12 protein-coding genes and 1 pseudogene are annotated in these 13,833 nt (G+C 58.3%); 5 read left to right on the top strand and 8 right to left on the bottom strand.

Annotated elements, in window-relative coordinates; genetic code table 11:
* Positions 1–7: 7 nt before the first annotated feature.
* From EO087_RS09815 to EO087_RS09805, 3 genes are all read right to left on the bottom strand, one after another.
* Positions 8–1,366, bottom strand: coding sequence for a hypothetical protein (locus EO087_RS09815; RefSeq protein ID WP_128898708.1), 1,359 nt, complete (start codon positions 1,364–1,366; stop codon positions 8–10).
* A 209-nt stretch (positions 1,367–1,575) separates the two neighbouring features.
* The gene (gene msrB / locus EO087_RS09810; protein ID WP_128898707.1) at positions 1,576–2,202 is read right to left on the bottom strand and encodes a peptide-methionine (R)-S-oxide reductase MsrB; all 627 of its coding nucleotides are present in this window, start codon (positions 2,200–2,202) and stop codon (positions 1,576–1,578) included.
* Between the two features lie 59 nt (positions 2,203–2,261).
* Complete coding sequence (locus EO087_RS09805; protein WP_128898706.1) at positions 2,262–3,986, bottom strand: cytochrome c biogenesis protein DipZ; 1,725 nt, start codon at positions 3,984–3,986, stop codon at positions 2,262–2,264.
* A gap of 296 nt (positions 3,987–4,282) precedes the next feature.
* On the opposite strand from EO087_RS09805, the gene EO087_RS09800 reads away from it, so the two are divergent.
* The 4 genes from EO087_RS09800 (at position 4,283) to rlmH (ending at position 6,469) form a co-directional block, all read left to right on the top strand.
* Positions 4,283–4,801: a sigma-70 family RNA polymerase sigma factor gene (locus EO087_RS09800; protein ID WP_128899886.1), complete on the top strand. Its 519-nt coding sequence runs from the start codon at positions 4,283–4,285 to the stop codon at positions 4,799–4,801.
* A 10-nt stretch (positions 4,802–4,811) separates the two neighbouring features.
* Entirely contained in the window at positions 4,812–5,474 is a 663-nt protein-coding gene (locus tag EO087_RS09795; protein WP_128898705.1) for an NrsF family protein, read from the top strand.
* 123 nt (positions 5,475–5,597) lie between these two features.
* Positions 5,598–5,987 (top strand): ribosome silencing factor, encoded by a 390-nt coding sequence (gene rsfS, locus EO087_RS09790; RefSeq protein ID WP_128898704.1) that lies wholly within the window; start codon positions 5,598–5,600, stop codon positions 5,985–5,987.
* A gap of 11 nt (positions 5,988–5,998) precedes the next feature.
* Positions 5,999–6,469, top strand: coding sequence for a 23S rRNA (pseudouridine(1915)-N(3))-methyltransferase RlmH (gene rlmH / locus EO087_RS09785; RefSeq protein ID WP_128898703.1), 471 nt, complete (start codon positions 5,999–6,001; stop codon positions 6,467–6,469).
* A 422-nt stretch (positions 6,470–6,891) separates the two neighbouring features.
* Here rlmH and ald read toward each other — a convergent pair whose 3' ends face one another.
* Positions 6,892–8,010: an alanine dehydrogenase gene (gene ald, locus EO087_RS09780; RefSeq protein ID WP_128898702.1), complete on the bottom strand. Its 1,119-nt coding sequence runs from the start codon at positions 8,008–8,010 to the stop codon at positions 6,892–6,894.
* 171 nt (positions 8,011–8,181) lie between these two features.
* Between ald and EO087_RS09775 the strand changes: the two genes are divergently transcribed.
* Positions 8,182–8,775: a Maf family protein gene (locus tag EO087_RS09775; protein WP_128898701.1), complete on the top strand. Its 594-nt coding sequence runs from the start codon at positions 8,182–8,184 to the stop codon at positions 8,773–8,775.
* A 119-nt stretch (positions 8,776–8,894) separates the two neighbouring features.
* Here the strand turns inward: EO087_RS09775 and EO087_RS09770 are convergent, their stop codons facing one another.
* From EO087_RS09770 to EO087_RS09755, 4 genes and pseudogenes are all read right to left on the bottom strand, one after another.
* Complete coding sequence (locus EO087_RS09770) at positions 8,895–9,710, bottom strand: type II CAAX endopeptidase family protein (protein ID WP_164931809.1); 816 nt, start codon at positions 9,708–9,710, stop codon at positions 8,895–8,897.
* Positions 9,711–9,721: 11 nt separating this feature from the next.
* Positions 9,722–10,114 carry an MAPEG family protein gene (locus EO087_RS09765; RefSeq protein ID WP_128899885.1) on the bottom strand — a complete coding sequence of 131 codons (393 nt, stop codon included), beginning with the start codon at positions 10,112–10,114 and terminating at the stop codon, positions 9,722–9,724.
* An 11-nt stretch (positions 10,115–10,125) separates the two neighbouring features.
* Positions 10,126–10,762, bottom strand: a pseudogene (locus tag EO087_RS09760) (hypothetical protein).
* A 140-nt stretch (positions 10,763–10,902) separates the two neighbouring features.
* Positions 10,903–13,422: a penicillin-binding protein 1A gene (locus tag EO087_RS09755; RefSeq protein ID WP_128898699.1), complete on the bottom strand. Its 2,520-nt coding sequence runs from the start codon at positions 13,420–13,422 to the stop codon at positions 10,903–10,905.
* Positions 13,423–13,833 lie beyond the last annotated feature (411 nt).

Genomic DNA, 13,833 nt, shown 5'->3' with positions numbered 1-13,833 from the left:
TTGCGCTTTACGTAGGATCACTCTTTTTGAACTGTACCCAAAGACGTAAAAATTCTCTGGGTTGTGCACCGTTATTTAATGGCGCTTGGTTGCGTCCCTGAGCACCAGTGCGCTCAAGACTCTTCTCTCTTTCCATTTTTCCGGGGAGCGGAAAAGATGTAGAGGTCAATCGCGAATGACAGGTGTTTCCACAATTGATTAGCGCTACTTCATCTAGTGGGTTTTGACGAAGGGTCCTGTGATAAAGTGTATCTGCGTAGTCTTGAGCAGCTTCCACACCAAAACCATGTTCGATCATGGCTTCTTGTACGTCAATTTTATATATCTTATCACCGTCACGCGAGTTTAGTATAAGCTTTGCAATAGGCCTGAATGTTTCTGAAATTTCATCGAAATTTCTCTTATTCCATGGAGAAATATTTTCCACGTATTCTTCAAGATTTTCTAATTCTTCACCTTTAATTGATCCAGGGTTTTCTAAACGATATGCGTGTTTGAATGCATATTCATTAATATCGGAATTGTTGCCTGAATCATTGTTCAAATGACCGAAGAGATCTTCTTTAAGAACGGCTCGACTCGCTTCTTGGGGTGTTGAATGAAAAACAAGTGCATCAGTGAAGCCGACCACTCCGTCTGCTGGAATTCGGCACAACTTAATTTTTTGATTCGCGCCATCATGCTCAATGCTTTCCGCGTTGATGTGCTCTAATGCGGTGGTCGGCATATTGGGTTGGACAAATTCTTTGAAATAGTCTTGATCCAACGTTCCGCTTTTTAAATATTCAGGACCATCAATGGGGTGGTTAGTATTATATATCAAATCCACAAAAAGCGTCGAATCCGTGGAATCTCTATGGAAGCCTATTGTATTTACGTCGGTTTTTCTATCGCCATAATAATCGATGGTTATAACCGGATGGAATCCTTCTTTTGTGAAGGAATCGATATTATCATTGAGATATTGAAGTTGACCTGACTGCTGCAATACGTTTTCTGCCAGATCAACGATCTGCGCTTTCGCATGGGCGTCGTTCTTAAAGTCGGCCTGAATATCGGTTAGGGTAGCTATTGGTTTTGTCGACGGATCGTCGCTGAATTCTAGACTTAGATTGTCATGTGCCTTAACAATATTTATCTCACATATACGATGCGGGGCATCTGAATGATTTGTTAGGGATCGACATGTTTCCATGACCGAATTACGACGGTCTATGTCATGGGCATCCAATGCGAATATTTTTGGATCCGAGAGAGCCTTCAATCCTTGGGGTTCACTATTTGTCGATGGAGCCGGCTCTTTTGATGCCAGTGCTTGCGCTACCTGATAAGTGCCAGTAAGTCCAGTTGAAATTGCGGGGTTCATTTATTAAATAACTCTTTCTATGCAAGCACTTGTGGTTGCAATAATGTGTCTGAAGCGATCAAGGGTCGGCGATTTATCCTGTCGCTGAGTCATCCGAAAGCTATAGCTTGAGATGCAGCTCTTCTGCTGAAGCATGTTCTCACCTCGAAATCTATATTTCCTACGGCAAATACCTGATATTGCTCGATGGGTGAAATATGTTGATCGACTTAGCTCACCCGAAACGCTACAAAATTCATCGCCACCGAATTCATGCAATACCGCAGCCCGGTAGGCGCCGGCCCGTCGTCAAATACATGCCCAAGATGGCTGTCACATCCCGCACAACTGACTGCTGTGCGAATCATGCCAAAACGGGTGTCGTGACTTTCAATCACATTCTGCTTCGCCATCGGCTGCCAGAAACTCGGCCAACCTGTGCCGGAATCAAACTGCGTTGCCGCATCAAACAGCGCTGTGTTGCAACCGGCACACCGATAGATGCCCTTGCTTTGCGGTTTTTCATGCGGGCCACTGAATGCCATCTCAGTGCCGGCTCGGCGCATGACGTTGAATGCCGCATCGGAAAGACGCTGATGCCATTGCGCTTCCGTCAGCACCAGCTTGCGTACGTGGCACGGCGCAAGACGGTGGCCATCGTCGTCGGAAAAGCATTCCAGCAGCATATCCTGCATCGGCGCGGCGGCGGGTATCGCAGCAGTCATCGAGCCGTTGCTCTTGCCGCCGAGCAGACGTATGGCTGATATGCCGCCCACGGCAAGCACGGCGCCACCGCCCAATGCCGTCAGCAAAAAAAAGCGTCGATCCATGGTCTTGGGGTCGAGTGTGGAAGACATGGGAATCTCCTGTTTCATGCAGTGCGGTGACGGGTGCGTGGAATAGATCAGAGCATCTCTTAGCCGAAGGTAAAGGCGTAAGCGTGTACATCTGGGTCGAGGAAGGTGATTTCGAAGACGCGCTCACCCGTGCCGTGTGCCTGGCGCACGAGCTGATACAAGCGTTGGTGGGTGACGGTGCCGTTGCCATCGGCATCGGTATCCGCGCCGTGATCGTCGCCCGGTGCCTTACCGTCGAGGGTGACGCGGAAGCGCACGGGCTTGCCATCCTTGCCTGGGCCAAGCACAAGATGCAGATCGCGGCCACGGAAGCGATACACGATGCCGCCACCGGTTTTATCCAGCGCGGCGCTTTGTGCGCCGACTGTCCAGTTGCCGTTGAGCGCCCATTGGTTGATTTGCAATGTGTTGGGTGCGCGGTACTGCCAGCTATCGTCGTGCGCCATCTGTCCACCGATGAAATGCTCGCTGCGGGCATAACCTACATAGGTTTCCGGTGAACGGATGGCATCGCCGGAGCCGGCCGCTTCCGCGCCGGTGGCGCCAGGTTGTACATGGCCGCCAGGCAGATTTTTGTAGCCTGCGTCCGTTAGCAGGCGGCGGATCATGTCTTCACTGCCCATGTAGTCGCCTTCGCCGAAATGGTGCGCGCGAATCTGCCCATGCGCGTCGATAAAGTAATGTGCCGGCCAGTATTCGTTGTGGAAGGCTTGCCAGATCGCGTAGTCGCTATCCACGGCGACCGGGTAGCCAATGCCAAAATCTTTGATCGCCCTGGCAACATTGGCAGGATCTTTCTCGAAGGCGAATTCCGGTGAGTGCACGCCGATCACCACCAGTCCGTGATCACGATATTTCTTCGCCCAGGCATTCACATAAGGTAGTGAGCGGATGCAGTTGATGCAGGAGTAGGTCCAGAAATCCACCAGCACCACTTTGCCGCGTAACGATTCAGGGGTAAGTGGCGAACTGTTGAACCACTGCGTGGCGCCGGCGAGTGATGGAAATTCGCCCTCGATCGGCAATGCGTCGCCCACTTTGGGAGTGGGTGATGCTGCAACGGGCGTGGGGCGCACAGCGTTGATCAGTGTCTGTTCGATGTCGCTGGTGCTCGCCAACGAGATGCGTGTAAGCAGTCCTGTGTCGACCCCCATTGCAACGGCAACCACGCCAGCAAGCACCAGTGCGCCCAATGCGCGACGTATCCATTCCCCCGCACCGAGCGAGCGCTTCATCAAGGCGAATACGCGGCCTCCAATCAGTAGTGCGAGTGCCAGGGAAACGGCCGCGCCGGCTGCATAGGTAAGCAACAATAAAGTGGTTTGCACGCTGGCGCCATGGATAGCCGCGCCGGTCAATAGCAATCCCAGAATTGGGCCGGCGCAGGGAGCCCACAGCAAGCCGGTGGCTACACCCCATCCTGCGGCGGACCATATGGAATCGTGTTGCGTTTCCGAACGTGCGCTCAGTCGATTGCCCAGCTTTACAAAAGGACGGGTGGTCCACTCGGCGACATGCGTGGAGAGCAGTGTGAAGCCAAGCACCGCCAGCATGGCCAGTGCAAGGTAACGTCCATATTGATTGGCGCGCACTGCCCAACCGCCGCCGACGGCAGCCAAAGTGGCAACCAGCGCGAACGTGAGCGCCATGCCGAGCAGCATCGGCAGGCTGTTGCGTGCGAACGGCCGGTCGGCGCGGGCAAATACGAACGGCAATACGGGAAGGATGCACGGGCTGAGAATGGTCAGCACGCCACCCAGGAAAGCAAGGATCAGCAAGATCATGAAATCGGCTCTGGCTTCGGCTTCTAGTGAGTATTCGCTGCTTGGTGCGAAGCCGTTACAAAGTGTGCCCCGCTCTGCCTGCGGTGTAACCCCGGTCACTAGTGTGGCGAATAGGTGCTTTGTAGCAGTGTGCTGGATCGTTCATGCCGCAGTCCCTGACCGTCGATGCCTTGACCTTTGAAGGTCCGTGGGCCTTACTACGCGGGCTTCCAAACAGGGCCGCGGGTACTGTCAAGGCTGTGTCCACCGAATCCATCCGTGCCAACGAACAGGCTGACCGGCAGCGGGCAGCGTGGATGGCCGACGCGCAAGCCGGCGACCAGCGCGCCTACTCGCGTCTGTTGAGCGATTCGGTGGCTTTGATTCGTGCGGTGGCAAGGCGGCAGGGCGTGGCCGTGGATGCGCTGGATGACGTGGTGCAGGAAACCCTGCTGACCGTGCATCGCGTACGCCATACCTTCGACCCGGCACGTTCTTATGATGCTTGGCTGTCGGCCATTGCCAGCCGGCGCGCCATCGATGTGCTGCGCAGCCATGGCCGGCACGGCCGGCGCGAAGTGCATGATGAGCTAGCCTACGAGACCCATGCTGATCGCGACGATGCCAGTGTTGGTACGGAACGCGAGCAGGAGGCCAAGCGCTTGCGCGAGGCGATCGACACCTTGCCGCCCGGTCAGCGCGAGGCGGTCGAGCAGCTTGGTTTAAAGGAGCGCTCGCTGGCCGAGGCCGCCGAAAGCACCGGCCGCAAGACTGGTGCTTTGAAAGTGAATCTGCACCGCGCACTGAAAACCTTGCGTGACCGTTTGAATGGATAGCCTGAACCCGATGTCTAATGCATCACGCCATCAAGCTCTGATCGACGCGCTCGGCGCCGAGCTGACGCCGGTGCGGCGCTTGCTGCCGCCGTGGCGGCGCGCGCTCGGCTGGCTGGCGGTGGTGGTGGTCATGGCCGGGGTGCTGCTTATGCATCATGGCGCCCGCACCATGCTGCATCGTTGGGTGGTTGCGCCGGATCTTGGTTGGGCTGCCTGCGGCGCGGTGCTCACTGCCATCACGGCGACCATCGCAGCCTTCGTACTCGCGGTGCCGGGGCGCTCCTTGTTATGGGCATGGGTACCGGTGCCGGGTGCCTTGTTGTGGGTCGGCGCCAGTGGCCTGGGTTGTCTGCGTGCGCACATTCCCGGCATGCCTGTGATGGATCTGCACGGCGCCAACGATTGCCTAATCTTCATCGTTGGCTTTTCGATCCCGCTGTCGGGCCTGTTGATCTGGCTGCTGCGACGCGCCTGTCCGCTGCGACCAGTGCTGACGGCGGTGCTGGTGGGTTTGGCCAGCGCTTCGGCGTCAGCCTGCCTGCTGGAGATCGTGCATAACTTCGATGCCACGGCGTCGGACCTGCTGGTGCACGCGCTGGCGGTGGTGATCGTGGTTGGCCTGAATGCCGCCATGGGCGGGCGGCTGCTGTCACCAGCGCACTCTCGGCCGTAGGTTACCCGGATCAAACGTTCGAAGACATAACGGTAATAAGCGCTTGACGTTCCGTCATGACAAGGCGGATATACTGCGCTTGCGCGATCCCGTGCTGCCGAAACGCCGAAGAGGCCCCAACTCTTGACCACCATCCGCCATACCAAGGCTGTCACCACGGCTGACCTGCGCAAGTCCGTTATCGCCGCCCTCGAAGATCTCAAAGCCAAGGACATCCGTGAGATCGATGTACGCGGCAAAACCTCCATCGCCGACCTGCTCGTGATTGCTTCCGGCACCTCGGCACGCCACGTCAAATCCATCGCCGACGAAGTGGTCAAGTTCGCCAAACAGACGGGCGTGATGCCACTGGGTGTCGAAGGCGAACAGGAAGCGGAGTGGGTGCTGGTGGATCTGGGCGACGTGATCGTGCACGTTATGCTGCCGCGCATCCGCGAGTTCTATGGGCTCGAACGCCTGTGGACCGTGGGTGACCGCGACGCCGAGGGCGAAGCTGCCCTGGCTACGGGTTGATAAAATCTGGCATGCGTGCCCGTCTGATCGCCATCGGCGAACGTATGCCTACATGGGTTGCAGAAGGGTTTGCCGAATACCGTAAACGGCTGTCCCACGATTTGCCCCTCGAATTGATCGAACTGAAGCCCGGCGCACGCGGCAAGGGCCGTGATGATGCGCGGGCCATGCACGATGAAGGCGCCGCCATCCTTGCCGCATTGCCGCGCGATATCCATGTGATTGCTCTCGATGGCCATGGCAAAACGTGGTCCAGCGAAGAGCTCGCCAGGCAGCTTGCGACATGGCGCATGGCTGGGCGTGATCTGGCGTTTCTGATCGGTGGACCGGATGGCCACTCGCCTGACGTTTTGGCACGCGCCGATCAAAAGTGGTCATTGGGCCCGCTGACCTTGCCGCATATGCTGGTACGGCTGGTGCTGGCCGAGCAGTTGTATCGCGCAACGACCTTGCTTGCCGGCCATCCTTACCATCGCGCGTAACGCAAGTCGACACGGTGGGATGCCCTGCCATCGGAATGAGCATGAACTTCACGATTCACCAGGCCAGCATTCGCGATCTCGACATACGGGTGCCGCTGTTTGATGGTTAAAAGCAGTTGCTGGAACTGGGCTTCAGCGAAACTCAGACCTACATGCCGGATGTCTTGAATTGGCGCTATCTGTATCGCTGCAAGGATGGATTGCGCACAGGCGGTCGCGTGATGTGCGCAAGGGAGTAGGGCGTGAGCCCCTTCTCCCGGAGAGGGGTTCACCCATCCGATGTCTCGCAAGTCTCCGCATCCGCTACCGCAGTGGGCCTGGGCCGGGACGGCGAACGAAAAAACGAACATTTCGCGCCAAAGGAAATGTGATCAAGAGACAGGCGTATGGCAGGGGAGGACGCGGATTTCGCATGGTCGACATTACAGCCCGATCAGCGTCTCGGCTTTCACGTAGGGCAGGTTATGCGCCTGGGCCACCGGTTCGCAGGTGACTTTGCCTTCGCACACGTTCAAGCCGTTGCGTAGATGCATGTCTTGCGCAAGGGCTTTCTTCCAGCCGTTGTTGGCCAGCGACAGTGCAAACGGCAGGGTGACGTTGTTGAGCGCGAACGTCGAGGTGCGCGCTACCGCACCCGGCATGTTGGCCACGCAGTAGTGCACTACACCGTCGACCACATAGGTGGGATCGGAGTGGGTGGTGGCGTGCGAGGTTTCCACACAGCCGCCCTGGTCGATGGCCACGTCCACGATCACCGAGCCTAGCTTCATCGTGCGCACCATGTCATGCGTTACCAGCTTGGGAGCGGCGGCGCCCGGCACTAGCACGGTGCCGATCAAGAGGTCGGCGCGGCGCACTAGCTCCTCGATGGCCGAGCGGGTGGAGAACACCGTGGAAATGGATGTGCCAAATTGCGTGGCGAGCCGCTTCAGCGCTTCTGCTGAACGATCGACCACGGTCACCTTGGCGCCCATGCCCACCGCAATGGTGGCCGCATGCGTACCGGAAACACCGCCGCCCAGGATCACCACTTCCGCCGCCGGCACACCCGGTACGCCGCCGAGCAGCACACCGCGTCCGCCCTGGGCTTTTTCCAGCGAATGTGCGCCTACTTGCGGTGCCAGGCGCCCGGCCACTTCTGACATCGGCGTCAGCAGCGGCAGTGACCCACTGGATGCGGTGACCGTTTCGTAAGCGATGCAGATGGCGCCGGAGGCGACCAGGTCGTGAGTCTGTTCCGCGTCGGGGGCCAAGTGCAAGTAAGTGAATAGGATCTGGCCGTTGCGGAGCTTCTTGCGCTCCGCCGCCAGCGGCTCCTTCACCTTCACGATCATGTTGGCGTCGGCAAAGATCTGGTCAGCAGAATCCACGATCGTGGCGCCAGCAGCTATGTAGTCGGCATCGGTCAAGCCCGCACCGAGCCCCGCATCTTTCTGAACCATCACCTGATGGCCGTTGTGCATCAATTCTTGCACAGATGACGGGACAAGGCCTACGCGGTACTCGTGGTTTTTGATCTCTTTCGGCACACCGATGCGCATGAATGGTCTCTCTGGAAAGGGTGATAACGCGCCGGTTATCCCGGCTTGGCATGGATCGCATTATGATTGAGATATTGCGCAATTTCTCGTTCATCACAATGCGTTATATGCCATTTTTTCGCAGCATCTTGCGGCCATGCTTGTCTTCACCCTCGACGACGGAGATATTCCGTGCTTTATCTGGCCTCGCAATCACCGCGCCGTCGTGAGTTGCTTGAACAGGTGGGCATCGCTTTTTCGGTATTGCATGTCGATGTGCCAGAACAGAGGGAGCCAGGCGAGTCACCACAGGATTACGTCTCTCGTGTCGCACGCGACAAGGCACAGGCGGGACTGGCACATCTGACCGCGGTTGGTCGCGTGAATGCGGTAGTGCTCGGCTCGGATACGGAGGTGGTGCTGGATGGCGACGTCTTTGGTAAGCCACGCGATGCCGACGATGCGGTAGCGATGTTGCAACGCCTGTCCGGGCGCACGCATGAGGTGATGTCCGCCGTGTGGCTGGTGGCGATTGGGCGCGAACAGGGTGATGTGTGTATATCGCGCGTACGCTTTACAAAACTCGATGAAGCGGCTATTGCCGCTTATGTCGCCAGCGATGAACCCTTTGGCCGGGCGGGAGCCTATGCCATACAGGGGCGTGGCGCGACCTTGATCGAATACCTGGAGGGTAGCTATTCCGGGGTGATGGGCTTGCCGTTGTTCGAGACAACCCGTTTGCTGAAGAACTTCCACTCCACCGACCTGGTACATGCCGGGGCTTAGCGACCCTGCAAAAGACATTTAGCCCTCGCTTGCGCCTGTCTCTTGATCACATTTGCGTGAGCGCGACATGTCCACTTTTCGCTCGTCGTCCCGGCGCGGGCCGGGACGACGATGAGGGTTTACGTAGCGGCAAACAACGCGATCAGTGCGAACAGATTGTAAACGCCATGCGTGAGAATCGCTGGCCATAGCGACGCCGATTTCAGGCGCAGCCAGCACAGCGCTACGGCCAGCAGGATCAGGTTCGGCACCGCATACCACTGGAAATCCAGTCCCCCCAGATGCACGGCGCCGAACAACGCGGCGCAGATGACCACCGACCAGCGCGTCGATAGCCGGTGCATCAGCGCCGACAGCAGCACGCCGCGAAACATCACCTCTTCGATGATCGGTCCGACGGTGACGGCGATGATCGCCAGTGGCAGGTGCAGATTGCCGGAAGCATGGCGGCTGAGCTCCTCGACGTTTTGCGTTACCGCGTGACCATGTGCCAGCAGTTGCGTGAGCAAAGCGCCGAGGGGCGGCATCGCCAGTCCGATCAGCAATGCAACCGGATACCAGCTTGCCGATGAGGGTGTCGTCAAGCCGAAACCAGGCGAATGAGGGCGCGCCCATAGCGCAGGCCAAGTGCGATACACGAACCACAGCATCAGCAAGACGATCACCGGCAAAGTAAGGATAACCAGCAAGGCATTGCTGTCCGGCCGCTGCAGCAAGGTCATCACATGCTCATGTACTTGAGCCTGCGAGAGGTTCGGATGCCGCGATTTCTCCAGCCATCCAACCACCAGACTGACGGCTGCGCCTGCGACTACCTGCAGCAGGAAATACACCACGATCAGGCCAAGTGCGTAAAGCACGCCAGGCGCGCTTGCTGTGTCATCCGGTGATGAGGGCAAAACGTTTTCGCCTGGCTTGATCGGCCATACAACCATGATACGCAGCGTCAACCGGCCAGCATCGCACGGCCCAATCCCAACACGGCCATGATCACCAACGCGCCCCAGCCCACCATGCTGACCATGTATCCTGGCCCGCGCTTACTCGCGTCCTGCAGGTAGGCCAGTGCGTACCAGATGCGTGCCGCGACCCATACCAGACCTGCCACCCCTGCCCATATCACATAACCGTAATGCGCGGCCAGCCACAGTGTGGGCAGGAACATCAAGGTGCATTCCAGCGTGTTCATCTGCACGCGATAGGCGCGCTCGAAGGCAGGATGTCCGCTGATCGCTGGTGCATGGATCTGGTATTTCCCGCGTGCGTGCCCCACGGCAAACATGGTGCCAAATTGCAGGATAACCGTCAGTAGGGTGACTAGGGCCGGCAGGTTCTGAATCATGGTTACGCTCATGCCATCTGCTCGTTTTCTTCCTCGGCCAGCATGATTTCGACCATGGGTAGCGAGGCGCGACGCATGGGTTTCTCGTCGATGCGATCGAATGGAGCCTGACGCAATGCATTGAGCGGAAGTACGGTGAGATCGAACGGAAGTTTGTCGGCTGCGAACAGCAGTACGGGATATTCCACCTGCTCCTCACGACTCACGCGTAAGCGACGGGTCTGCGTTTCTATCGGTACACCGTGTTCGCGCAGATAGATGCCGACGGCTTCCGGATCGTCACTGAACACATGCAGGCAAACAGCGGAATGGGCATCTGCCGTACCTTCCAATACAGCGCCCACCAGCCGGGGCTCGAAACGTTGCAGAAAGTGCATGGCTTCGATGGCGGCTTTTCAGTAATAGTGGCTGGCTCTCGCCTTGGAAAATACGCTGGTGTTCGCGTAGGGCCTGTTCGATCTCGTGATTGCGTGGAAGGGCTTGTTCGTCAAGGACGCCCAATCGTTCGGCGGCCTTGCGTTTGGCGTGATGGAAGTCGCGGATACCGTGTTCGCTCATCAGCCGCGCCGCCTCCTGAGCGACGCGTAGCCGGTTGCGCTGCACACGGTCGTGTGCGTGGATGCGATGGTGCTCGCCTCGTGCCATTGTCCCGGCCCTCTGTTGCGCGTCCGAGGCAAGACTACCGGAAAATGATCAGGATGTTGAGAAGATGCTTTGTTGCACTTCCTCGACCCCTGGAGTACAGGTTTCTGCAGCAAGCCTGTTGCTGAACGGCTCGTCAGGCGTCAGAAGATGTCATTGGCCTGCTGTTGATCCTGGGTTTGTTGTTGCATGGCCTGGTTATGCAGGCGGTCGACATCCTCGACTTTGAAGATTTCCGACATGGCGTCCGGATCGCCTTGTCCGGTCGGCAAGCCGCTCTCACGGTTGATCTGTACCGTGGTGATACCGGGTGGCATGGGCAGGCTGCTTTCTGGCAGATCCTTGAGGACATTGCCCATATAGTCGATCCAGATCGGTAGTGCCGCCTTGGCGCCAAATTCGCCCTTGCCCAACGAGGTGAAATCGTCGAAACCCACCCACACGGCAGTCGCCAGGTCACCGTTGAAGCCCACGAACCAGGCATCGCGATGATCATTGGTGGAACCGGTCTTGCCGGCCAGGTCCGGGCGGTTGAGCACCTTGGCTGCGTAGCCGGTGCCCATTGGGGAGGTAATCACGTCTTTCATCAGGGACGTAACGAGATAGTCGTTGCGGATGTCGATCACGTGCGGTGCCAGCATGGGCGAGGTCTCGCCATTGTGCGCATCCGCCGGCAGCGACGTTTCGCCCGCCGTGGCCACGGCGGGCGGCGGAGCGCTGGATGAACTGGCTGGAACACCATTCGTCAACATGCTGGTTGGCGGCGGCGCGGGCGGGGTGTTTTGCAGCAGGCGTGCCTGGCAGCTGGCGCAGGCGCGTTGTGGGTTGGCGACATAGACGGGCTTGCCGTCGCGATCATCGATCTCGTTGATGAAGTACGGGGTGACCAGATAGCCGCCGTTGGCAAACACGGCATAGCCGCGCGCCATACTCAACGGCGACACCGAGGCCGTGCCCAGCGCCATCGACAGGTTGGCTGGCAAGGCATCCAGTGGGAAGCCGAAGCGGGTGATGTAGTCGCGTGCATAACGCACCCCGATGGCGTCGAGCAAACGTACCGAAACCAGGTTCTTCGACTCGATCAGCGCCTCGCGCAAGCGGATGGGGCCGGCAAACTTGTTATCGTCGTTGGAGGGTGTCCATAGGCCATTCGGCTGGGAGGGATCGGGCAAGGCAAGCGGCGCGTCGTTGATGATCGACGCGGCTGTATACCCGCGCTCGAAGGCCGCCGAATAAATGAATGGCTTGAAGCTTGAGCCCGGCTGGCGTGCGGCCATCACGGCACGGTTGAACTTGCTGCGCTGGAAGTTGAAACCACCTACCAGCGATTGGATGGCGCCGTCCTCAGGACTCAGTGACACCATGGCAGCCTGTGCCTTGGGAATCTGGGTGAGCTGCCACACACCCTTGTCGTCGCGAATCATGCGGATGATGTCGCCGGGCTTGAGTACCTCGCTGACAGTCTTAGGCGCAGCGCCGACCCGGCTCTCATTGATATAAGGGCGGGCCCAAGCCACGGTGGCGAGATTGAGCTTGATGGTTTGTTTATCAGGCAGGTAGACGGAGGCCTCACTGGCCGAGGAGGCGATGACCAGTCCCGGCGTCAGGCCGGCGAGATCGTAGTAACTGGACAGCAGGTTGCCGTAGTCCGCATCGCTAGCACCCGTGGACAGTTCCAGATGCGCTTCGGGGCCACGCCAGCCGTGACGGTGATCGTAGATGGACAGGCCATCGCGCACGGCAGTCACGGCAGCCTGTTGGCGGGTACTGAGGATGGTGGTCTTGACCACATACCCCTCGGTCAACGCATCGTTGCCAAGGCGGTCCAGCGCTTGGAGGCGCGCCATCTCGGCAAGGTAGGGCGCTTCCACTTGGATCGGCTGCTCATGTGGCGCGGCGTCATCCGGCGCGTTGATGGCTTCCTGGTATTGCGCCTGGGTGATGTATTTGTGCTCCAGCATCTGGCTGATCACCCAATTGCGGCGAGCGATCAGCCGCTGCGTATTGGTCAGCGGATTGACCGCCGAGGGGAGCTGGAAGGTAGAGGCGATCGCTGCGGACTGGGCCACGGTGAGCTGATCCAGGCGCTTGCCATAGTAATATTCGGCCGCCGCGGCGATGCCGTAGGAGCGGTGCCCCAGGAACATTTTGTTGAGGTAAAGCTCCAGGATCTGGTCCTTGCTGAGCTCGCCTTCCATGCGCAGGGCGATGAACATCTCGATCAGCTTGCGCGAATACAGCTTTTCCGGGCTCAGGAAGAAGTTGCGTGCCACCTGCTGGGTGATGGTGGAGCCGCCCTGGGTCTTGTTGCCGCCGGAAGCCAGCACATGGAAGCCGGCGCGCATCACGCCGCGCCAGTCCACACCCGGGTGGGTGTAGAAATCCGCATCCTCCGCCGACAGCACGGCGTGCTTGACCATGTCCGGTACCTGGTCGATGGACACAGGGATGCGTCGCGTCTCACCAAATGTTGCAATCAACTTGCCATCGGCGCTCAGGATGCGCAGCGGCACTTGCATGTGGTAATCCTTAAGCACCGCCACCGAGGGGAGTCGGGGGGCGACCAGCCAGTAAGCCACACCGGCGGCCGCAGCGATCAGCAGGAGCCCGCTGAAACCGAGAATCAGGAACCAGCGCAGAAGGGCTTTCAGAATTCGCGTCATGTTGATTTATGTGATGCGGACAGACGGGGTCAGTCCCAACGTATTGATTATAAAAGAGTGGTGCGATGCCAGGAGGGTTTTGGCAGATGTGCCGCGCGATCTGGTAATCCTCACTCACGTTATCGCTGCGCTACACCTTGCAAGCTGTCGGGCATCATGCCATTGCGCAAAACGAATCAGATCATTCCAATCGAGACTTGAGTCAAAACGGTTAAGAGTATAGATGTTGCAGTATGTGCGACATTAGCGATGGATTAGCAAAACCTTAATCGCGGTATCCGTCGGGTTAGTCCAAATGTGCAGGCCATCACGCCAAAAGTCTCGAAGAAGATCATGTAGGCCGTTGCTATTGCGTTAATTTTTGGATTAAATGACCCGGCAATCCTGCCGGGTACTGGCGGAAGCGCCAGG

Source organism: Dyella sp. M7H15-1 (assembly GCF_004114615.1).
Lineage (GTDB): Bacteria > Pseudomonadota > Gammaproteobacteria > Xanthomonadales > Rhodanobacteraceae > Dyella_B.
This window is presented reverse-complemented; position numbering and strand designations above follow the sequence as displayed.

Excerpts from the sequence above, each read along its gene's own strand:
- EO087_RS09815 (WP_128898708.1), bottom strand. The coding sequence starts at position 1,366 with ATGAACCCCGCAATTTCAACTGGACTTACTGGCACTTATCAGGTAGCG.
- msrB (WP_128898707.1), bottom strand. The coding sequence starts at position 2,202 with ATGTCTTCCACACTCGACCCCAAGACCATGGATCGACGCTTTTTTTTG.
- EO087_RS09805 (WP_128898706.1), bottom strand. The coding sequence starts at position 3,986 with ATGATCTTGCTGATCCTTGCTTTCCTGGGTGGCGTGCTGACCATTCTC.
- EO087_RS09800 (WP_128899886.1), top strand. The coding sequence starts at position 4,283 with ATGGCCGACGCGCAAGCCGGCGACCAGCGCGCCTACTCGCGTCTGTTG.
- EO087_RS09795 (WP_128898705.1), top strand. The coding sequence starts at position 4,812 with ATGTCTAATGCATCACGCCATCAAGCTCTGATCGACGCGCTCGGCGCC.
- rlmH (WP_128898703.1), top strand. The coding sequence starts at position 5,999 with ATGCGTGCCCGTCTGATCGCCATCGGCGAACGTATGCCTACATGGGTT.
- ald (WP_128898702.1), bottom strand. The coding sequence starts at position 8,010 with ATGCGCATCGGTGTGCCGAAAGAGATCAAAAACCACGAGTACCGCGTA.
- EO087_RS09770 (WP_164931809.1), bottom strand. The coding sequence starts at position 9,710 with ATGGTTGTATGGCCGATCAAGCCAGGCGAAAACGTTTTGCCCTCATCA.
- EO087_RS09755 (WP_128898699.1), bottom strand. The coding sequence starts at position 13,422 with ATGACGCGAATTCTGAAAGCCCTTCTGCGCTGGTTCCTGATTCTCGGT.